Origin of the sequence: Nostoc sp. FACHB-152 (assembly GCF_014697475.1) — a bacterium.
Classification (GTDB): Bacteria; Cyanobacteriota; Cyanobacteriia; order Cyanobacteriales; family Nostocaceae; genus Nostoc_B.
In genome coordinates, this window is sequence record NZ_JACJRV010000013.1 from 117,859 (window position 1) to 139,194 (window position 21,336).

General features: G+C 41.6%; 15 protein-coding genes, 1 other RNA gene and 1 pseudogene. 12 read left to right on the top strand and 5 right to left on the bottom strand.

Annotated elements, in window-relative coordinates; translation table 11 throughout:
- The first annotated feature begins 532 nt into the window (after positions 1 to 532).
- Entirely contained in the window at positions 533 to 910 is a 378-nt protein-coding gene (locus H6G76_RS13580; RefSeq protein WP_190701053.1) for a hypothetical protein, read from the top strand.
- Positions 911 to 1,030: 120 nt separating this feature from the next.
- Here the strand turns inward: H6G76_RS13580 and H6G76_RS13585 are convergent, their stop codons facing one another.
- A complete protein-coding gene (locus tag H6G76_RS13585) occupies positions 1,031 to 1,411 on the bottom strand; it encodes a type II toxin-antitoxin system HigA family antitoxin (RefSeq protein ID WP_190701056.1) in 381 nt (126 codons plus the stop codon).
- Positions 1,412 to 1,452: 41 nt separating this feature from the next.
- Entirely contained in the window at positions 1,453 to 5,286 is a 3,834-nt protein-coding gene (locus H6G76_RS13590) for a hydantoinase B/oxoprolinase family protein (RefSeq protein WP_190701058.1), read from the bottom strand.
- Positions 5,287 to 5,387: 101 nt separating this feature from the next.
- Between H6G76_RS13590 and H6G76_RS13595 the strand changes: the two genes are divergently transcribed.
- Both H6G76_RS13595 and H6G76_RS13600 read left to right on the top strand, forming a co-directional pair.
- Entirely contained in the window at positions 5,388 to 6,299 is a 912-nt protein-coding gene (locus H6G76_RS13595) for a bestrophin family protein (RefSeq protein WP_190701061.1), read from the top strand.
- Between the two features lie 79 nt (positions 6,300 to 6,378).
- Positions 6,379 to 7,872, top strand: a complete 1,494-nt coding sequence (locus H6G76_RS13600; RefSeq protein WP_190701064.1) for a right-handed parallel beta-helix repeat-containing protein — start codon at positions 6,379 to 6,381, stop codon at positions 7,870 to 7,872.
- Positions 7,873 to 7,905: 33 nt separating this feature from the next.
- On the opposite strand, the gene H6G76_RS13605 is transcribed toward H6G76_RS13600, so the two are convergent.
- Positions 7,906 to 8,757, bottom strand: a complete 852-nt coding sequence (locus H6G76_RS13605; protein ID WP_190701067.1) for a M28 family peptidase — start codon at positions 8,755 to 8,757, stop codon at positions 7,906 to 7,908.
- 324 nt (positions 8,758 to 9,081) lie between these two features.
- Here H6G76_RS13605 and dnaK point away from each other — a divergent pair, with 324 nt between their 5' ends.
- On the top strand, positions 9,082 to 11,163 hold the full coding sequence (gene dnaK, locus H6G76_RS13610) for a molecular chaperone DnaK (protein ID WP_190701070.1): 2,082 nt from the start codon (positions 9,082 to 9,084) through the stop codon (positions 11,161 to 11,163).
- A 169-nt stretch (positions 11,164 to 11,332) separates the two neighbouring features.
- Complete coding sequence (locus H6G76_RS13615; protein WP_190701073.1) at positions 11,333 to 12,331, top strand: DnaJ C-terminal domain-containing protein; 999 nt, start codon at positions 11,333 to 11,335, stop codon at positions 12,329 to 12,331.
- 275 nt (positions 12,332 to 12,606) lie between these two features.
- Here H6G76_RS13615 and trxA read toward each other — a convergent pair whose 3' ends face one another.
- The gene (gene trxA, locus H6G76_RS13620) at positions 12,607 to 12,924 is read right to left on the bottom strand and encodes a thioredoxin (RefSeq protein ID WP_190701075.1); all 318 of its coding nucleotides are present in this window, start codon (positions 12,922 to 12,924) and stop codon (positions 12,607 to 12,609) included.
- 440 nt (positions 12,925 to 13,364) lie between these two features.
- On the opposite strand from trxA, the gene fabG reads away from it, so the two are divergent.
- Complete coding sequence (fabG, locus tag H6G76_RS13625; protein WP_190701078.1) at positions 13,365 to 14,129, top strand: 3-oxoacyl-[acyl-carrier-protein] reductase; 765 nt, start codon at positions 13,365 to 13,367, stop codon at positions 14,127 to 14,129.
- Between the two features lie 51 nt (positions 14,130 to 14,180).
- Here the strand turns inward: fabG and H6G76_RS13630 are convergent, their stop codons facing one another.
- Complete coding sequence (locus tag H6G76_RS13630) at positions 14,181 to 15,263, bottom strand: MraY family glycosyltransferase (RefSeq protein WP_190701081.1); 1,083 nt, start codon at positions 15,261 to 15,263, stop codon at positions 14,181 to 14,183.
- A 158-nt stretch (positions 15,264 to 15,421) separates the two neighbouring features.
- On the opposite strand from H6G76_RS13630, the gene groL reads away from it, so the two are divergent.
- The 6 genes and pseudogenes from groL to H6G76_RS13660 form a co-directional block, all read left to right on the top strand.
- Positions 15,422 to 17,089, top strand: coding sequence for a chaperonin GroEL (groL, locus tag H6G76_RS13635; RefSeq protein ID WP_190701084.1), 1,668 nt, complete (start codon positions 15,422 to 15,424; stop codon positions 17,087 to 17,089).
- A 322-nt stretch (positions 17,090 to 17,411) separates the two neighbouring features.
- Positions 17,412 to 18,560, top strand: a complete 1,149-nt coding sequence (gene corA, locus H6G76_RS13640; protein ID WP_190701087.1) for a magnesium/cobalt transporter CorA — start codon at positions 17,412 to 17,414, stop codon at positions 18,558 to 18,560.
- A gap of 35 nt (positions 18,561 to 18,595) precedes the next feature.
- A complete protein-coding gene (locus H6G76_RS13645) occupies positions 18,596 to 19,300 on the top strand; it encodes a hypothetical protein (protein WP_190701089.1) in 705 nt (234 codons plus the stop codon).
- Positions 19,301 to 19,348: 48 nt separating this feature from the next.
- Positions 19,349 to 19,783, top strand: an RNA gene (gene rnpB / locus H6G76_RS13650) — RNase P RNA component class A.
- Between the two features lie 69 nt (positions 19,784 to 19,852).
- Positions 19,853 to 20,572: a ribonuclease III gene (gene rnc, locus H6G76_RS13655; protein ID WP_190701091.1), complete on the top strand. Its 720-nt coding sequence runs from the start codon at positions 19,853 to 19,855 to the stop codon at positions 20,570 to 20,572.
- A gap of 398 nt (positions 20,573 to 20,970) precedes the next feature.
- Positions 20,971 to 21,237: pseudogene (locus H6G76_RS13660) on the top strand (Uma2 family endonuclease); the annotation flags it as partial.
- Between the last annotated feature and the right edge of the window lie 99 nt (positions 21,238 to 21,336).

The window sequence follows — 21,336 nt, forward strand, 5'->3', positions numbered from 1 at the left end:
GATTGATGAACAAGTGGTATGGGGCAAGGTGTAGGGATGCCTGAAAGAAAGCAGAAGTTTCAAACACTTTCATTGAGTCCATTTTAGGAGCTAACTAATTTCCGAAACCTTTACTACTTTTTTTCTTGTTTTTCGGCTCTATTACCATTAACTCGGCTGCAAAACCTGCTTCATTCTGCAATATTAACTGTTGTTAAACTTTAACTTAAAATTGATCCCTAAAAGCTTATGCTGCGTTTTGTATAGTTTTCCGTCAAAAAGATACAAAGTGGGAATAATTAGCAGTGTAGATATAAAATATCGGTACGAACTCAGCCTCTTAACTTCTACCACAAAGTTTACTAACGATAGTATAAAAGTTAACTCAAGACATCATAGCTAAAGGTCTGATGTTGTACTGAGTTTAGAGGTTGTTTCGGAGTAAAAAATTTTTATTTCTATCAGTATTACCTGTTTAGCATCACCAAGTACGCTCAAGATATTTTGTTCGCTTGTTGAACACTCAATTGTATTTAAAAGGAGATAAAAGCTTATGAAAACCGTAGTAAATTTAACACAACAATCAGTAATAAGCGAAATTGAGAGTGTTTTAGACACCTATGCATATCATCCTTATCAAGCAACCTTTGCAATTCCTGAATTACGTCAACAACTAATTGTTTTCATTCTCAGCCGCATTCCTTGCTTTCATAAAATAGAATTTGACAGAGAATTTCCGTTACAAAACATCACAAAATATGACTCTATAGACCAAAAGTTTCCTCGTAGTCCATTAGAGCAGAAATTATATTTGCAAAACTTAATTCATCAAGGCATTTTTTCGATTATGCATGACAAGTCTGATTGGATTAACCAGCATCTATGTGACATAGTTGAACCAGGCTGTGAACCTTCGCATTGGTTTGGTTGATAATTATAGAAGGCAGGGGACAGAAGGTAAAAAATACTGTCCCTGACATTTACTGCTTCAAAAAGTTTTTAATTAATACTTATTTTATAAATTAAGAGTAATTACAAGTCCAAACTTCTATCAAGCTGAATTTTTTATTAAGGAGTATGGTTGGATCAACACTTCCGCTGGAATCCCTAATGAAGAATGCAAACGTCGAATCATTTCTAGTGTTAGTGGTTGCTGGCGATTCAAAACCTCCTCAACCTCTCTACGGCTTCCAATAACACATTCCAAATCCTGCCAAGACAGCCCACGAGATTCGAGATAATATAAAATTGCCTCAACTGGGTCTGGTGCTTCAATATGATAATGTCGCTGTTCGTATGCTTCCACCAGTGTTGTCAAAACTTCTAATAAATCGCACTCCGGTGTATTAGGTTCTGCATCAAACAATCTTTCAATTTCATTAAGTGCAGCACGATAATCAGCTTCGGTTCGGATGGGGTGGGGTTTAAGCATATACATTACCTCAAATTGTTGTCGCGTCTACGCTATCGTATTCAGAATGCGTTCTTGCTAACAAAACCGTAACCACCACCACCAGGAGTTTCAATCACAAAAACATCTCCTGTATTCATTTCCATCACAGCTTTACTACCTAAACTCTCAATATTTTCATCAATTCTTTCAACATAATTACGCCCTACTTTACCTGCTTCTCCACCATGTAATCCAAAAGGCGCAACTATGCGATGATTTGATAAAATCGCGGCTGTCATCGGTTCAAGAAAACGCAAGCGACGAATTACACCATTTCCGCCATGATGATATCCTTTACCACCACTATGTTCACGGATGGCGAAATTTTCTAACACCACAGGAAAACGCCATTCTAATACTTCAGGATCTGTCAGACGCGAATTTGTCATGTGAGTATGAACTGCGTCTGTACCATCAAAATTTGCGCCTGCACCAGAACCACCGCAGATAGTTTCGTAATATTGATAGCGTTCATTCCCAAAAGTAAAGTTATTCATTGTTCCTTGGGAAGCTGCTAACACATCCAACGCACCATACAACGCATCGGTAATAGCTTGAGAAGTTTCCACATTTCCTGCTACGACAGCAGCAGGGTAACAAGGATTTAACATACAACCTTCAGGGATGGAAATTTCTAAAGGTTTAAGACATCCGGCATTTAAGGGAATGTCATCATTAACTAATGTGCGAAAAACATACAAAACTGCCGCTTTGCACACTGCTGCCGGCGCATTAAAGTTATTATTTAACTGCTGGGCTGAAGTACCTGTAAAATCTATTTTGGCACCGCGCTTTTCTCTATTAATGGTAATTGCAACTTGAATCACACTACCATTATCTAATTCATAACTAAAACTCCCATCTTTTAGAACTTCAATGACACGGCGAACTGATTCTTCAGCATTATCTTGGACAAAACCCATGTAAGATTGTATAGTTTCTAAACTGTAGTGTTCTACCATTTTTAGAAGTTCTTGCACGCCTCGTGCATTGGCGGCAATTTGGGCTTTTAAATCGGCTAAATTTTGTGTAATATTTCGCGCCGGATAAGGTTCGCTAGTTAATAACTCTACTAATTCTGTTTCGCGGAATTTCCCTGCTGCAACTAACTGGAAATTATCGATTAATATACCTTCTTCTACTACATTTTTACTATTTGGCGGCATAGAACCAGGAGTAATACCACCGATATCTGCGTGGTGTCCCCGCGAGGCGACGTAGAAAAGTGGGGAAGTGGGGAGTGGGGAATGGGGAAAGACGGGAGTGATAACGGTAATGTCTGGTAGGTGAGTACCGCCGTTGTAGGGGTTATTTGAAACAAATACATCGCCGGGTTTGATGGTGTCGCCATAGTTAGCAATTAAAGCTTGTACACTTTCACTCATGGAACCCAAATGCACAGGAATGTGGGGCGCATTCGCTACTAATTGGCCAGAACCATCAAAAATTGCACAGGAGAAATCCAACCGTTCCTTGATGTTTACAGAGGAACTGGTATTTTGTAAGGTTATACCCATTTGTTCAGCGATCGCTCGAAACAAATTATTGAAAATCTCCAACATCACTGGGTCTGGTTTTTGAGATTTGTCATTTATCTTTTGTCCTTTGTTACCTGCAACACCAACAACGGACAACACAAGATGATTTCTTACAGTTAATTGGGCTTGCCAATTAAGTTCAATTACATTTGTACCCGTCGCCTCAACAATAATTGCTGGGCCTGCAATACAATCTCCTGGCTGCAAATCTTGCCGTTGATAGACTGGAGTAGTCTGCCATGCACCAGCACTGTACATTTGAACAGTCGCTACTGCTACGGGTTCTTTATCATTCCTACGTGCAATTACAGCTTCTTCTGGCGCATCATGCTGTGCCACCACCTCTACCGCCACCGCTTCCACAATCAACCGCTTCTCTGGCGCAATAAACCCATAACGCTGACGATGCAACTCCTCAAACTGACGCTGCATCATCGTCATATCTCCAAAATTCACAATCAACGGCGCATCAGTCCCCTCATACCTCAAATGCACCTTACGATAAACCTCTATGTTGGCAGAGGGTGCAGGGGTGTATGGGTGTATGGGTGTAGCAGTCTCTCCTTCCTCCGCGTCCTTTGCGTCTACCCTTCGGGAAGCCGCTTCGCGTCTAATGCGGTTCGTTTCCTCTTCCGCCTCCGCCACCAAACCAGCCAACTCTAACTCCACCTCCGCCAAAAAACCCTCACTCAAAACCACTTCCACCGACTTCTCGCGCATTACCCGTACATCTGCCAACCCCATACCATAAGCAGACAACACCCCCGCATAAGGATGAATAAATACCTGCTTCATCCCCAAAGCATCGGCAATTAAACAAGCGTGTTGCCCACCAGCACCACCAAAGCAACACAAAGTATACTCTGACACATCATAACCACGCTGGAGAGAGATTTTTTTGATAGCGTTTGCCATTTTATCAACTGCGATCGCCAAAAAACCCGCAGCTACTTCTTCAGGGGTTCTCCCATCCCCAATATCTGCCGCCAATTCCTGAAACTTATGCCGCACAATCTCTGCATCTAAAGGCAAATCCGCATTCACCCCGAACACCTTGGGGAAAAACTCTGGTTGCAACTTGCCTACCATCACATTGCAATCAGTCACCGTCAACGGCCCACCTTTAGAATAAGCAGCTGGGCCAGGATTTGCCCCCGCAGATTCCGGCCCCACCCGATACCGGGAACCATCAAACTGCACAATCGAACCACCACCCGCCGCAACGGTGTGAATTGCCATCATGGGAGTTCGCAGACGTACCCCTGCAACTTCCGTTTCAAAGGTGCGTTCATACTCGCCATTGTAATGAGCTACATCGGTAGATGTGCCACCCATATCAAAGCTGATAATCTTGTCAAATCCAGCAATGCGGCTTGTCTGCACTGCCCCAACTATGCCACCAGCAGGGCCGGATAAAATACTATCTTTGCCTTGGAAATTCTCTGCATCTGCAAGCCCACCGTTGGATTGCATGAACATCAATTTGAGGGAGTTGGAAGAGGAATCGGGGCTGGGGGCTGGGGGCTGGGGGAATAATCCTTGTTCCCTGTTGCTGATCTCCCTAGCTTCTTCCCGATTCCCTACTCCCGATTCCCTACTCCCAAATACCAATTGACTGGAGACTTGATTTACATACCGTCGCAAAATCGGGGATAAATAGGCATCAACAACTGTCGTATCGCCTCGGCTAACTAATTTCATTAAGGGGCTGACTTCGTGAGATACCGAAACTTGAGTAAAGCCAATACTATGCGCTAAAGCCGCAACTTGCTTTTCATGGGTGGTGTAGCGATAACCGTGCATGAAAACGATCGCACAACAACGAATCCCGTCATCGTAAGCCGCTTGTAATTGCGGACGAACAGCCTCAAGATTTAGCGGTACTAATTCCTGACCTTGCGCGCTGTAACGTTCTTTAACTTCAATCACCCGTTCGTAGAGCATTTCTGGCAAAATTATCTGACGGGCAAAAATATCAGGACGGTTTTGATAACCGATGCGTAGGGCATCCCGAAATCCTTGGGTAATTACGAGAACGGTGCGATCGCCTTTTCTCTCCAATAAGGCGTTTGTCGCCACAGTTGTTCCCATCTTCACCGCCGCGATGCGATCGGCAGGAATGGGCGCATCAGCAGAAAGTCCCAACAATTCCCGAATTCCTTGGACTGCTGCGTCCGTGTAGCGTTCCGGATTTTCTGACAGCAGCTTGTGAATTACCAACTCACCATCAGGACGCTTCGCCACAATATCTGTGAATGTGCCGCCTCTGTCAATCCAGAATTCCCAACGTGTAGAAGATGCTGATGCCCCAGTCATGGTAAATTCCTCAATGCCGATTGCGCTACTTCCAAGGTTATGATTTTTAAGTTATCAGATACTTACTTGCTTAGTACGCTAAATATTTATAGGAGAATTGCATGGCGGTTGAAAAAATCCGTTGGTCTCGCATGGCTTTCCAGATTAAAGGCTCGGTATTATTTTCAATTTATCAACGAGTTTTTTGGTGTGGCTTTTTTGGGGTTATTGTTTCTCTACTTTACTATTTAAAATTACCTGTTTCTCAGCCTATTTTAGGAAACGTTATTCCTAGTATTGTTTTAGGTTTATTATTAGTTTTTCGCACAAATACAGCTTATGATCGCTTTTGGGAAGGTAGAAAAGCTTGGGGTTCTATAGTTAATACTGTACGCAATTTAGCCCGACAAATTTGGGTATCTATTGATGAAGTATCCTATGAAGATAGGGAACATAAAGTTGCTGCATTAAGGTTATTAGTAGCTTTTGCAGTCACAACTAAATTGCATTTAAGAGGAGAAAAAGTCAATAGCGAACTAGAAGAATTAATGTCCCCATCTAAATATTTAAAATTGCAGACAATGAACCATCCGCCTTTAGAGGTGGCTTTTTGGATTGGTGATTATTTGCAACAGCAGTATGACCGTCACTGCTTAAATAGCTACCAATTAACCAGTATGCAAGAATTATTAAATAACTTAGTGGATAACTTAGGGTCTTGTGAACGAATTTTAAAAACCCCAATGCCTTTAGCTTATGCCATTCATCTCAAGCAATTATTATTGTTATATTGCATCTTATTACCATTTCAAATGGTGGAGACTTTAAAATGGTGGACAGGCTTAATTGTGGCGTTAGTTAGTTTTACATTGTTTGGGATTGAAGCTATCGGCTTAGAAATAGAAAATCCGTTTGGTTATGATGAAAATGACTTACCCCTTGATGCAATTTGCGACACAATGAAACGGAATATTGATGATTTAATTAGTTTGCCACCAAATGTGCGATCGCATCCAGACAACATCACCAATTAAAAAATCCTTTATATTTAATATAGTGTGATATTTCGACTCAATATCTGGGTTAACCGAATTTTAGTATTGGGGTAGGTTTATGTTCAAACTAACAATTGCTGGCATCTCGTCAATTATAATGTTCACCATATTTTCCACAATTGCTCAAGTAAAGACTCCTACCCCTGCTTCTAGTCTGCATCTGTCACAAACTGGCTCTAATAATTCTATCCCACGACGTATTCCTAGTTCTAAAGTTCCACCTGCACTACCTTTACCTGCTACTGGTGGAGTCAACTACTATGTTTCTCCAACTGGATCAGATTCTAACGATGGTTTATCTCCAAGTAAAGCATTCAAGACACCGCAAAAAGCAGCAAATCTAACTAAGCCGGGAGATACTGTCTATTTTCTTGAGGGTACATATTTCCCTGAAAAAAACTGGGTAGTAATGGATATTAAAAATTCAGGTAAACCGAATGCTTGGATTACCTATAAACCTTACCCTAATCATCGAGTAAAACTCAAACAAGACCCTGTAAAAGGAAGTTGGCATATTATCTATAGTGATAGGGCTTCATATATTAATATTGAAGGTCTAGAACTAGAAGGAAATAATCAAAAAATCACTTTAAAATATGCTAAATCACAATCAAAAAATAAACTTAATACTTTAACAAATGGGAATTGTCTTTCGGTTGACGGGAGAAAAGTTTCTCCTAAACTAAAACCTCATCACTGGAGGGTTTTTAATAATAAAGTTCATGATTGTGCGGGTATGGGAATAGGGTTTGCCCATGCAGACTATATAACTGTTGATCATAATTATATTTATAATAATTCCTGGTTTACACTTTACGGTACTTCAGGTACAGGTGTTTATCAAAGTTATAATTCTGATAAGAATACCACTGATTACAAAATTATATTTACTAATAATTGGATTTATAACAACCGATTATATATTCCTTGGATTGCTGTTGGTAAAATTACAGACGGGAACGGAATTATTATTGATGATGGCAGAAATACTCAAAACGGCTCTAAATTAGGAGTTTATAAGGGAAAAACATTAGTGATAAATAATATTATCTATAATAATGGTGGCTCTGGAGTCCATGCATATTATAGTGATAATGTAGATATTATCAATAATACTGCTGTAAATAATAATCAAAGTGCTGAAATTACTGGGGGACAAATATTTGCAAATCAAGCCAGTAATATTAAGGTACTAAACAATATCATGGTTGCATTTCCAGGTAAAAATGTAAATGCCGATTGGACGACAAAAAAAGAACAAAAAACCAATGTGTTTGACTATAACATTTACTGGAATTTAGGAAGATTACAACCAAGAGTTAGAGGTAAAAACGATATTATAGCTGATCCGCAATTTGTTGATCCCAGAAATTTAAATTTTAATCTTAAAAATAATTCTCCGGCGATTAATACAGGATTAAAAAAAGCAATAGTAGCCTTTGATTACTTTAAGAAAACCCCCATTATTAATTGTAAAAAGAATAGAGGTGCAATTGAGTTGGGTTCTTTAACTTTATCTTTTAAACCAAAAACTAACACTTGCGGAATTTAGATTTTTTACGGAATTTAGAACTCTATTTATTTACTAAATTAACCGCCGAATACCGAGTTCTAAACCTTGACAGACACCTGTGAGAAAATCTAAATCTAAGGTAGCGATCGCATCACTAGATTTGTGATAATGGGGATTCCGCATGAATGCCGTATCAGTCACCATAATTGCCGGATATCCCAAATCCCAAAACGGTGCATGATCACTCAGTCTGGTTTGACGCACAATTAAGCCTCTATTTGGGACTGGTAGCCACTGGCTGGCTACCCCAACTTTGCGAATACTGCGACTAATACTGATTAAGTCCCGAATGGTGCGTAAATTACCAATCAAAGCAATAAAATCTCCAGTATTGGGATAAAACTTTTCTAGAGGCGCAGGATAATTTTGTGAACCCGGAATAGAGTTGCAATAACCCAACATTTCCAGAGACATCATTAAGCGCAGTGGTTGCTGTTGTTGACGCAACAAGTCCGCATATTCAGCACTTCCTAACAAACCATATTCTTCCATATCAAAAGCAACCAGCCGCAAACTATATTTGGCTGGTTGGGCAGCAAATATGCGCGCTAACTCCAGTAACACTGCTACACCTGTAGCATTATCATCCGCCCCTGGTGTTCCTGGTACAGCATCATAGTGCGCGCCGATTAATATTGGTGGTAAATCTCCGTTTTTGCCTACCGCTTGGCCAGGTAAATTTAAAATCAAGTTCTGACAACTTTTACCTCTAACTCTAAAGGTGTGGATTTCCACACTTCCCCATTGGGCAAATTGTTGACGAATGTATTCTTGAACAAAGAAATGCCCAGCTGTTGCCATGAAAGGGTCGCGTTCGCGCGCAATTTCATGTAAATGAGTTTGTAATTGCTCTTTTAAAGTCAACTGAAGTATTAACTGTGAAGTGTGAAGTATGAAATTAACCCACCCATAAATTCTTAAATATAGAGGTGTGGATTACCCAACTTAAAGTATTGATAAATTAGAGTTTGGCAACCTTAGAGATTTTACTCTCCTTGGACATCCGCAGCATTGTGAATGCTATTCTAGTCTTGCAACAAGCTCCTCAACTTAAATTTATCCACTTTTTACCTTAATTGATTATCATACCATTGAGGTGTTTTCAACCGATAGTTTATAGCTAGAGGTAATCCCGCCTAATCATAATAAATTATATAGATATAAGACACACTAGGAGAAGAGTAACGCATGGGCAAGGTAGTCGGCATCGACTTGGGTACAACCAACTCAGTAGTCGCCGTGATGGAGGGTGGCAAGCCGGTGGTGATTGCCAATGCAGAAGGAATGCGAACAACACCCTCCGTAGTTGGTTTCAGCAAAGACGGCGAACGCGTAGTTGGGCAAATGGCGCGACGGCAAACCGTCCTCAACCCCCAAAATACATTTTTTGCAGTTAAACGCTTTATTGGGCGGAAGTATAGTGAACTGAGTCCAGATTCTAAGCGCGTACCCTACACTATCCGCAAAGACGAAATCGGTAATATCAAAATCGCCTGTCCCCGCCTCAGTAAAGATTTTGCCCCAGAAGAAATTTCGGCAATGGTACTCAAGAAATTAGCAGATGATGCCAGCCGTTATTTAGGGGAACCAGTCACAGGCGCAGTCTTGACAGTTCCCGCTTATTTCAACGATTCTCAAAGACAAGCAACCCGTGATGCTGGCAGAATTGCTGGCTTGGAAGTGTTGCGAATTCTCAATGAACCTACCGCCGCATCCCTAGCTTATGGCTTAGATAGAGGTGAGACAGAAACCATCTTAGTATTTGACTTGGGTGGCGGTACTTTTGACGTGTCGATTTTAGAAGTTGGGGATGGAGTATTTGAAGTCAAAGCCACCAGTGGTGATACCCAACTAGGCGGAAATGACTTTGATAAAAAGATAGTTGATTGGTTAGCAGAGCAATTTTTAGAGACAGAAGGTGTAGACTTAAGACGCGATCGCCAAGCTTTGCAACGGTTAATGGAAGCAGCAGAAAAGGCTAAAATCGAACTGTCTGCCGTTAGCATCACCGATATTAACTTACCCTTCATCACCGCTACAGAAGACGGGCCAAAACATATCGAAACACGCCTAACACGTTCGCAATTTGAAGGTTTATGTGGTGATTTGGTAAGCCGTGTGCGAACACCAGTTAAACGGGCATTGAAAGACGCAGGACTGAGGCCAGAAGACATTGAAGAAGTGGTACTAGTCGGTGGTTCAACGCGGATACCAATGGTAAAACAGTTAGTCCGCGACTTGATTGGGATTGAACCTAACGAAAATGTTAACCCGGATGAAGTTGTCGCCGTCGGCGCAGCCATTCAAGCCAGCATCCTCGCCGGGGAACTCAAGGATGTGCTGCTATTAGATGTCACACCGCTATCTATAGGCTTAGAAACCATCGGCGGCGTGATGAAAAAACTGCTTCCCCGCAACACTACTATCCCAGTTCGCCGTTCGGATATTTTCTCTACCTCCGAAAATAACCAAAACACCGTGGAAATTCACGTCGTCCAAGGTGAACGGGAAATGGCAGCAGATAACAAATCTTTAGGACGTTTCAAGCTGTATGGCATCCCACCAGCACCAAGAGGTATTCCGCAAATTCAAGTATCATTTGATATTGATGCTAACGGGATTTTACAGGTAACAGCCCTAGATAGAACTACAGGGCGAGAACAAAGTATTACCATCCAAGGTGCTTCCACCTTAAGCGAATCTGAAATCAATCGCATGATTCAGGACGCGCAAAAATATGCTGATGTTGACCGAGAACGCAAAGAACGAGTCGAAAAACGCACCCGTTCTGAGGCGTTAATTTTGCAAGCGGAACGCCAACTGCGAGAAGTTGCCCTAGAGTTTGGAATGCAATTTGCCCGTAGTCGCCGCCAACGCATCGATAATATTTGCCGGGAATTGAAAGATAGTTTACAAGCCAGTGACGATCGCGGCATTGATCAAGCCTACGCCGACTTGCAAGATGCACTGTATGAACTAAATCGAGAAGTCCGGCAGTATTATGCTGAAGACGAAGACGATGATTTGTTCGGCACTATCAAAGAAATCTTCACGGGAGGCGGCGATAAAGATAAGGAACCAGATAACTACCGTGAATCCTACCGCGATCGCGATTCCTACGGCAGAGATTACGGTAGAGACAATGGCAGAGATTACGGTAGAGATTACGGTAGAGAAAGCCGTTCTTCCTCCTACGACAGTCGCCCTTCTCGCCGTCCATCGCGCCCCAGCTACCAAGACAATTGGGATGATGACGATGATTGGGTGTAGTACTCCCTCAGGGTGGAAACACCCTGCTTCACTTAAACCACAATGTTGACTCACAATGCGGATTTGGGAATGGTTAATAAGTAATAAGTAATTGGAAAATTGTATTACCAATAACTTGTTAATTATTATCAACCTCTAAAATCTAAAATCTAAATTTAAATAACTGACTATGCAAAATTTGCAGAATTTCCGCGATTATTACGAAATTTTGGGAGTAGCGAAAGATGCCTCGAATGAAGAAATTAAAAAGAATTATCGGCGATTAGCCAGGCAGTATCACCCCGATCTGAATCCAGGGAATAAAGCAGCCGAAGATAAATTTAAAGATATTGGTGAAGCTTACGAAATTCTTTCCGACACCGCTAAAAGAGCGCAATACGACCAGTTTAGCCGCTACTGGAAGCAAAAAGGCTTTGCTGGCAACAAGCAAACACCAAAACCTAAAGGCTGGGGGGAAAAACCAGGCGATCGCAGCAACGGTAATCAAAATGTAGATCCCAGCCAATTTGCCAATTTTGAAGACTTTATCAATCAAGTCGTTGGTATTGGTAGCCGCCAAACTAATAGAAATGGCAACACTGCCACCAAAACCGATCCGTTTCGTTCGCCTAACAGCAGAGTTGAATATGCAATTCCCAAAAATCCCCCAAAACCTGCGCGTCGGGATATTGAAGCTCGATTAACCTTACCATTAGAAAAAGCCTATCAAGGTGGTAATGAACGGATTCGTTTAGAAGATGGGCGATCGCTAGAAGTAACAATGCCTGCTGGGATGGTGACAGGACAAAGCATCCGCCTACGAAATCAAGGCATTGGCGGCGGCGACTTGTACCTCAAAATCACCGTTGAACCCCATCCCTTATTTAAACTAGAAGGCGCAAATATCTCTTGCCAAGTCCCTGTTACCCCCAGTGAAGCAGTTTTAGGCGGTTCTGTCGAAGCACCCACACTCGACGGCCCAGTAAAAATGACCATTCCTCCAGGAGTCAGATCTGGTCAAAGATTCCGCTTGGCAAACAAAGGTTATCCCACTGAAAGCGGCAAACGTGGCGATCAATTAGTAGAAATTCAAATAGTTACGCCAAAAACCATTAGTCCAGAAGAACAGGAACTATACGAAAAGATTCGGCAAATTGAAACCTTTAAACCCCGTGCTGATTTACTTTAGCAAGAGGCAAAAGGCAAGAGCCAGAGGGCAGGAGGTAAAAGTATGACTATTCCTAGCATTCACGCTTTTAATATTTCCTAACCTATGTGACTACATCTCTATTATTTTTACCTGCTGAAAGTAATCCAAAACTAATAGAGACGTAACGATTTACGTCTCTATGATTTACAGCAGGTTGTCATTAAGTAAATTACACAAAGCAAGGTTTAAAATTAGAAATCAAGAGTTGATAACTCCTGCCTCCTGCCTTCTGCCTCCTGCCTCAAAAAATATACTTAAATTAAACCTTGGAGATGTTGCACTAGCTGCTGTGCTTGTACAACACCCTCAATTTTGTCTACAGGCTGACCGTCTTTAAATAACATCAGCGTGGGTAAAGCTTCAATGCGATATTGGCTTGCTAATTGAGTGTATTTTTCGGTGTCAATTTTGACAATACGCAAACGATCTTTAAGTTGGGCATTCACTTGATCTAAAATCGTTGCCATCATCTTGCATGGGCCACACCATTCAGCATAAAAATCTACTAATACAGGTACATCCGAACCAGAAAGCATCTCTTCAAAGCTGTTGAAATGTTTTTTAGTTGCCATATGGCACACACCGAATTTATTTATATGGATTGATCTCAATATTAATGTGTGCTTTCTGGAATGGATGTAACATTATTTTGTTTTTATAGTCATTGGTCAAGGGTCAATAGTCATTTGTTAATTTCTGCCCTACACCCCCAATACGGTTCGGTTAAAGGGGAAAGGGGAAGAAAAAACCTTTAACCCCTTCGGGGTGACGCTCGCAAGCTCGCTAACGCTAGTCGCTCATGGGGGAAACCCCCAAGACCGCGCTGGCTCACCTTTTCCCCAAACTAATTCTTAGTTTAAAATGCTTATCCGAACCGTATTGCCTACACTCCTACACCCTTATACCCTTACACCCATCTTTTAATTCAAAAATATGCCCCTTTAGTGAATTAATAAGTACAAATCACCATAAGATAATTAGCGCGGTGATTTAAAAGCGGAAGGAATAGTTCATGGAAGTTTTGCCAGAAAACTTGCAAACTCTACAAGGAAAAGTAGCAATTGTCACAGGTGCGTCGCGGGGAATTGGAAAGGCGATCGCACTTGAATTAGCAAAATATGGGGCAAGTGTCGTCGTCAATTATGCTAGTTCCAGTACAGCAGCAGATAATGTAGTTGCCGAAATTACAGCAACCGAAGGAAAAGCGATCGCCCTCCAAGCCGATGTTTCTCAAGCCGACCAAGTAGATGCACTAATTAATGCCACCACAGAAAAATTTGGTCGAGTAGATATTTTAGTTAACAATGCAGGTATCACCCGCGATACTCTTCTTTTACGCATGAAGCCAGAAGAATGGCAAGCCGTAATTGACCTGAATCTAACTGGCGTTTTCTTATGCACCCGCGCTGTGAGTAAACTCATGCTTAAGCAGCGTTTTGGGCGGATTATTAATATTACTTCTGTTGCTGGGCAGATGGGCAATCCTGGACAAGCAAATTATAGTGCTGCCAAAGCAGGGGTCATTGGTTTTACTAAAAGCGTCGCTAAAGAACTCGCGACTCGTGGAATCAGTGTCAACGCCGTCGCCCCTGGCTTTATTGCCACCGATATGACCAGCAATCTCAGCAACACCGAAGAAATTTTAAAATTTATCCCCCTTGGCCGCTATGGTCAACCCGAAGAAGTCGCTGGTATGGTGCGCTTTCTTGCTGCCGATCCTGCCGCAGCTTACATTACTGGGCAAGTATTTAACGTCGATGGCGGTATGGTGATGTAATCAATAATTCGTAATTCGTAATTTGTAATTACATACTTCATGAATGACAAATTACGGATTATTGGCTCTTTTTTGCCAGATAGTAAAGCTCAGAAGCATGATAATGCTACTAGCCGTGGCAACTATCACTGCTAAGGGCATACCTCGAATTGTCATTGCCAATAAATTGCCCATCAAGGTAATTGTCCACAGCGTGACGGCTGCATGACTTTGAGAGAACCCCCAAGCCAATAAACGGTGGTGTAAGTGATCCTTGCCAGGAGTACTGAGGGGGTTTTTTCCTGCCAATAACCGCCTTAAAAACACTTGGGTTGTGTCTAAAACTGGTAAAAGCAGAAATAAAACTGTCGGTACTAAAGAAAAAACCGTAGTTACTTGTAAGCCACCCAAAATACTGGTAGCTGCTAGTACATAACCAAAAAAGTATGCTCCAGCGTCACCCATAATAATTCGTGATGGGTGGAAGTTGTGGCGTAAGAAGCCCAACGCCCCACCTCCCAAGGCGGCTAAAACCAAGGTAGCAGCTGCCTTATTCGGAAACTGGGCGGAAACTGCTAACAAACTCATAGCAGTAATGAAACTAATTCCACCTGCTAATCCATCCATCCCATCCATCAAATTAACAGCATTAGTAATTCCCACCACCCAAAGTACGGTAATCACTATTGACAGGAGTGAGTCAACAGGTGTGCCAAAAGCAACTGTAATACTGATGCCATTGGCCACCAGTAACAAGGCCGTAATAATTTGAGTCCACAGGCGCACAGAAGGAGGCAAACCAAACTGGTCGTCGATAAAACCGACCAGCACTAGAATTGAACCTCCCAGTAAAATAGTTAGCACCTGGGCCAAAATATTCTGCAACTCAATTGGTCTTAACAAAGAAGCTACGACTATTGCAGCGATTACACCAGCATAAATAGCCAAACCTCCCGCATTCGGTAAAGGTTCTCGATTTAACCGTCGCGCATTTGGCTGATCTGCCCAACCCACCCGCAAGGCAAACTTGCGTACAGTTGGAATCAAACGCCATGTTACTAACCAAGCTAAGAGAAACGTAAATACTACTGCCAACCAGCCGAAGCCGCGTGGGTCGGCAATGCCTATTGCCCTAAGGGAGTTGTCTAAATTCATCTCCCACTTCAACCATTACTGCCTGTATCCTACATGAGCATCAACTGTATATTACTCAATTTTTTAAATTTCCATTTATAATCTGACCAGCTTTGGTTATTAGCACTCTTAGTCTGTGAGTGCTAAATTGTCTAATGGAAGTGCTAGAGAAGTGAATCATGGCAAAAATTATTTCCTTTGATGAAGAATCACGGCGGGCGCTAGAACGAGGTGTCAACGCCCTGGCAGATGCGGTGAAAATTACCTTAGGGCCAAAAGGTCGTAACGTCCTGTTAGAAAAAAAATATGGTGCGCCCCAAATTGTCAACGATGGTATCACTGTCGCCAAAGAAATTGAATTAGAAGATCCTTTAGAAAATACTGGTGCCAGACTCATCCAAGAAGTAGCATCCAAAACGAAGGATATTGCTGGGGATGGCACTACCACCGCCACAGTTTTAGCACAGGCATTGATTAAAGAAGGTCTGAAAAACGTTGCGGCTGGTACTAACCCCATTGCTTTAAAGCGGGGGATCGATAAAACAATCGAAGCACTGGTAGAAGAAATTGCCAGGGTAGCAAAACCAGTAGAAGGGGCTGCGATCGCACAGGTTGCCACAGTTTCCGCAGGTAACGATGAAGAAGTCGGCGCAATGCTAGCCGAAGCAATGGAGAAAGTCACCAAAGATGGTGTCATTACCGTTGAAGAATCTAAATCCTTAACAACTGAACTAGAAGTAGTTGAGGGGATGCAAATCGATAGAGGATATATTTCTCCTTACTTCATCACCAATAACGAACGGCAAACAGTCGAATTTGACAATGCCCGTATTCTAATTACCGATAAAAAAATCAACAGTATCCAAGAACTAGTACCAGTACTAGAAAAAGTTGCCCGTTTAGGTCAACCCCTGTTGATTATTGCTGAAGATGTCGAAGGTGATGCTTTAGCAACTTTGGTAGTTAACAAAGCACGGGGTGTCCTGACTGTGGCTGCTATCAAAGCACCCGGATTTGGTGAACGCCGCAAAGCCATGTTGCAAGACATTGCCATCCTTACAGATGGTCAGTTAATTTCTGAAGAAATCGGCCTCAGCTTAGATACCGCTTCTTTAGAGATGCTGGGAACTGCCCGCAAAATCACCATCGACAAAGAAAACACCACAATTGTCGCTGGTAGCACCACCAAGCCAGAAATTCAAAAGCGGATTGGTCAAATTCGCAAGCAGTTAGAAGAAACTGATTCCGACTACGACAAAGAAAAACTGCAAGAACGCATTGCCAAGTTAGCTGGTGGTGTCGCAGTGATTAAAGTCGGTGCAGCTACAGAAACAGAACTCAAAGACCGCAAACTGCGGATTGAAGACGCACTAAACGCGACCAAAGCAGCCGTAGAAGAAGGGATTGTTCCTGGTGGTGGTACAACCTTAATTCACTTGTCTACCAAAATCAACGAGATTAAGAACAGCCTCAATGATGAAGAAAAAATCGGGGCAGACATTATCAAACGCGCCTTAGAAGCCCCTCTACGCCAAATTGCCGAGAATGCTGGCGATGAAGGTTCTGTAATCGTTTCTAAAGTCAGAGAAACCGAGTTCAACGTTGGTTACAACGCTGCTACCGGAGAATTTGAAGACTTGATTGCAGCTGGCATTATTGACCCTGCGAAAGTCGTGCGTTCTGCTTTGCAAAATGCCGCTTCGATCGCTGGGATGGTTTTGACTACTGAAGCGATCGTTGTCGAAAAACCTGAGAAAAAATCTGCTGCTGCACCTGATATGGGCGGCATGGGCGGTATGGGCGGCATGGGCGGCATGGGTGGTATGGGCGGCATGGGTATGATGTAATGCCCATAGAGGCTTGGGATTTGGGGCTAGAGGCTAGAGAAGAAAACTTTTTCTTGCATAGGTTTCTAGCCTGAAAATACTAGCCCCTAGCCTCTAACCTCTAATCTCTCTTTCATCGAGTCTGCCTTCCCATATAAATATCTTTATCTTTTTCCACAGTTTGCCTTGCCAAGGCAAGCTGTTTTTTTATACACTGGCTGATTTATTGGCAATCCAGCTATACAATTTGGCCTAATACCAAGTTTTGGTAGGCAGAGGGGCAGGGGAGGTAGATAGAGAAATAACAAATGACCAATGACTAATGACAATTGACAATTAACAAATGATTAGCAAAATTCGTCGTCTTGCCAAAAAAGTACATAAGCCAAACTTTAAAGATTTTTATCATCAACCGGGAACTTTACCAGGCACGCTCATCATTGATGAAGATGCAGAATTTCCTACAATTGTTTTGTTTGATTACAATCAGACAAACTTTATTCGTAAACAAATCGATACTCCTGAAGAATGTCTCAGCTATTTAGATAGCGAATCTGTTTCTTGGGTAGATGTTCAAGGTTTAGGAAATAAAGATATATTACAGCGATTAGGTAAAGTATTTGAGTTACATCCTCTAGTGTTAGAAGATGTAGTCAATATGGCGGAGCGTCCTAAAATTGAAGATTATGAAGAGCAATTAGTAATAATTGCTCGCATGGTAGTGCCAAAAGAAGACACTTGCGGATTTTATAGTGAGCAAGTAAGTTTGGTTTTGGGTAAATATTACTTGTTAACAGTGCAAGAAGAACCAGAACATGATTGTTTTGAAAGTGTAAGAATGCGAATCGACAAAGGTAAAGGTATCATTCGCAAACAGGGTTCTGATTATTTAGCCTATGCTTTATTAGATGCAATTGTTGATGGTTTTTTTCCAGTCTTAGAACTGTATGGTGAACGCATCGAAGAACTGGAAGAAGAAGTAATTCTCAATCCTACCCCACAAACACTACAAAAGATTTATCAAGTCAGACGTGAACTCTTACAATTGCGGCGGTCTATTTGGCCGCAACGGGATGCAATTAATACTTTAATCCGCGAGGGAAGTGAATTAATTAGTAACGATGTACGTGTCTATTTACGAGATTGTTACGACCATGCAGTACAAGTTATGGATATGGTAGAAACTTACCGAGAATTAGCGTCGGGTTTGATGGATGTATATTTGTCGTCTGTGAGTAACAGAATGAATGAAGTCATGAAGTTACTTACCGTAGTTTCTGCTATTTTTATTCCTCTAACCTTTGTTGCAGGTATATACGGGATGAACTTCAATACCGAAAAATCTCCCTTAAATATGCCGGAACTAAATTGGTATTGGGGTTATCCTGCTTGCTTGGCTTTAATGGCTGCGATCGCAATTATTTTACTCATCCTATTTCAGCGTCGAGGATGGCTGGCAAACTTTTCCAGCATTAAGCATGATCAAAAGTAAAATATCCAAAATTATGATAGGAGCTAATATTTTTTATGCTGAGAGGAAATACAGACCAAAATTTAGTTGTATTGACAATTTATATTATTGGTGTAACTTATACATTCAATCGCATGATTGAATCGATTGATGATAAGGTTAAATACGAATTTAAATCGGGGAAAGTCAACGAACAACTAACAGAGCAAGATCTTAAAGACCAAATTGGAATTTCTTTTAAATTTAATTCTTCTTACTCATTAGATGATGTCAAAGAATTACAAGTTAGTATTGAAAATAAATCAGATAATTTAGCAATCTATGTTGATTGGGAAAATAGTACATTAGAATACAACAAACAATCGCGCCGTGTAATTCGGATTTCGCCTTATTTAACCCGTGACTTAGCAATACCCCAAACACCTAGTTTAATTACGCCTCAAAAAAGCATTTCTGAAAAGGTGACAGCAGAAGATGTACTGGAACTTGATCCAGTAGGAGGAACTTATTCAGCAAAAAAACCGCTAATAAATATATCTGGGTTAGGTAAAGGTGGGCCACCCCAAAAGAAGCTATATAACGATTTTATGAATAGAGGCAAAGAACTAGAGTTTTCGCTACAGCTAGTGCTAAGAGTATCTGAGATGCGAGTCGGTATCGCTCCAGGGATGAATATTCCTCCTATGTATGTGATCAATTGCCCTTTCACTATTAAGAAATTACCTTGGACTTACGCTTTGCCTTGGAATAAGAAGAAATAAACTAAAACAGACACATTATGCCATCCAAGATTACACTGGAATTAGAGAGAGAGTAGGCGTAGGCGGTTGCAGAATTGTGATCACGACAGTTTTGAGGAAAGTCCGGACTCCCGAAAGACCAAACTTGCTGGATAACGTCCAGTGCGAGTGATCGTGAGGATAGTGCCACAGAAAGATACCGCCTATTCAGTGAACAGTGAACAGTGAACAGTTATCAAATATTAACTGTTTACTGATAACTGAAAACTGAAAAAGGTAAGGGTGCAAAGGTGCGGTAAGAGCGCACCAGCAGCGTCGAGAGGCGTTGGCTCGGTAAACCCCGGTTGGGAGCAAGGCCAGAGGAACTACGGTTGGTCTTTTACCAGTTCCGCGCATAGAGAGCCGCTAGAGGCGTTTGGTAACAAGCGTCCCAGATAGATAACCGCCCTCATGTAAAATTTTTTACATAGAGAACAGAACCCGGCTTACTACCAACTCTCTCTCCTTTTAAGATCATTAATCATTATGTCCTGCATCTTTTTTTAATGACTATTGACTATTGACTATTAAATAATGTCTGTTGTTTATCCCCGTCGTCAGAGACAACTCGAAAGCTTAGTAAGAAAGTTAGGTTTGCCACTAGATGCGCCGATTAAGTGGCAACTGCTAGACTTGGCGTTGACTCATGCCACAGTATCCGAGTCAGCCAATTATGAACAACTGGAGTTTGTCGGTGATGCAGTGGTGCGACTGGCGGCGGCTGTTGTTTTATGGGAAAAATATCCAGATTGCCAGGTTGGGGATTTTGCGGCGATTCGTTCGGTATTGGTGAGCGATCGCATTCTCGCCCAATTAGCCAGAGAATATGGTTTAGAGCTATATCTATTAGTTGCTGGCAGTGCCACTAGTGATAAAGTTGGTCAAGAATCACGGCTAGCAGATGCTTTTGAAGCTGTTTTGGGTGCGCTTTACCTCAGCACAAATAATTTAGAACTCATTCGTCCTTGGTTAGATTCCCACTTTCATCAACTGGCGACAGAAATCCGTCTTGATCCCGCTAGACTGAACTACAAAGCAGCTTTGCAAGAATGGACTCAAGCTCAATTTAAAGTTTTACCAGAGTACCGAGTTGAGGAAATCAATCAACCCAATCGCAATCAAGAGCGATTTATGGCTGAAGTCTGGTTACACGATAAAAAACTTGGTGAAGGTAAAGGACGCTCCATCAAAGCCGCAGAACAAGCCGCCGCCAAAGTTGCTTTTTTAGCCGTTGCTAATTCAGAAAATGCTTGATTTGTTAATAACAACAGTTGTAGTTTCGTTAAGAAAAATTTCTGCATTTTTATATATTTGTAAAAATAAAGTTTTATAAATGCAATAAGACGCAACTAAGAAATCAAACTAAGCAACAAACTTTTAAATTTCTCTGAAAGCTTTAATTACAAAGGTCTTATACCGTTTCACTTTAAATTTGATACAAATAGACCGCAGGGGAGCAGGGAAGCAGAGGAGAAATTATTTATCATTTATTTGGTGAAATGGTATTAGAAGCCAATGCGGCGCAACTTCTTTGTGCTGTCGAACGGCAATCGCTTTTTTCACGATAATATCTAAACAGATGTTATGGAGAAATCAGCATGAAATAAACGCAGAACTCACCTTTATCTCAAAAATTAACAGGAAAGATGATAATGGTCAGCAGCCTTAAAGAACTAATTGATGAGCCAGAATTGGGTCATAGTAATGACCCAGAAGAAAGGTTTATCAGTAGCGGTGTGAGTTGGGAAAGTTATGAATCGCTACTAGCAAAACTAGAAAACAACTCTCATTACCGTGTTAATTATTTAGATGGAATATTAGAAATCGTGTCGCCATCAATCAGACATGAAAAAATCAAAACGAATTTAGGGATGCTGTTAGAGCGTTTCTTCTACAGCAAACGCATTCGGTTTGTACCTTAAGGGGCTACAAAAAGGGCTAGAATGCAGACAGAATAAGTCTCATAGCTCTTTGACCTTGTTGGTAGAAAGGACGCTTATTAGGACTTAATGTCAATA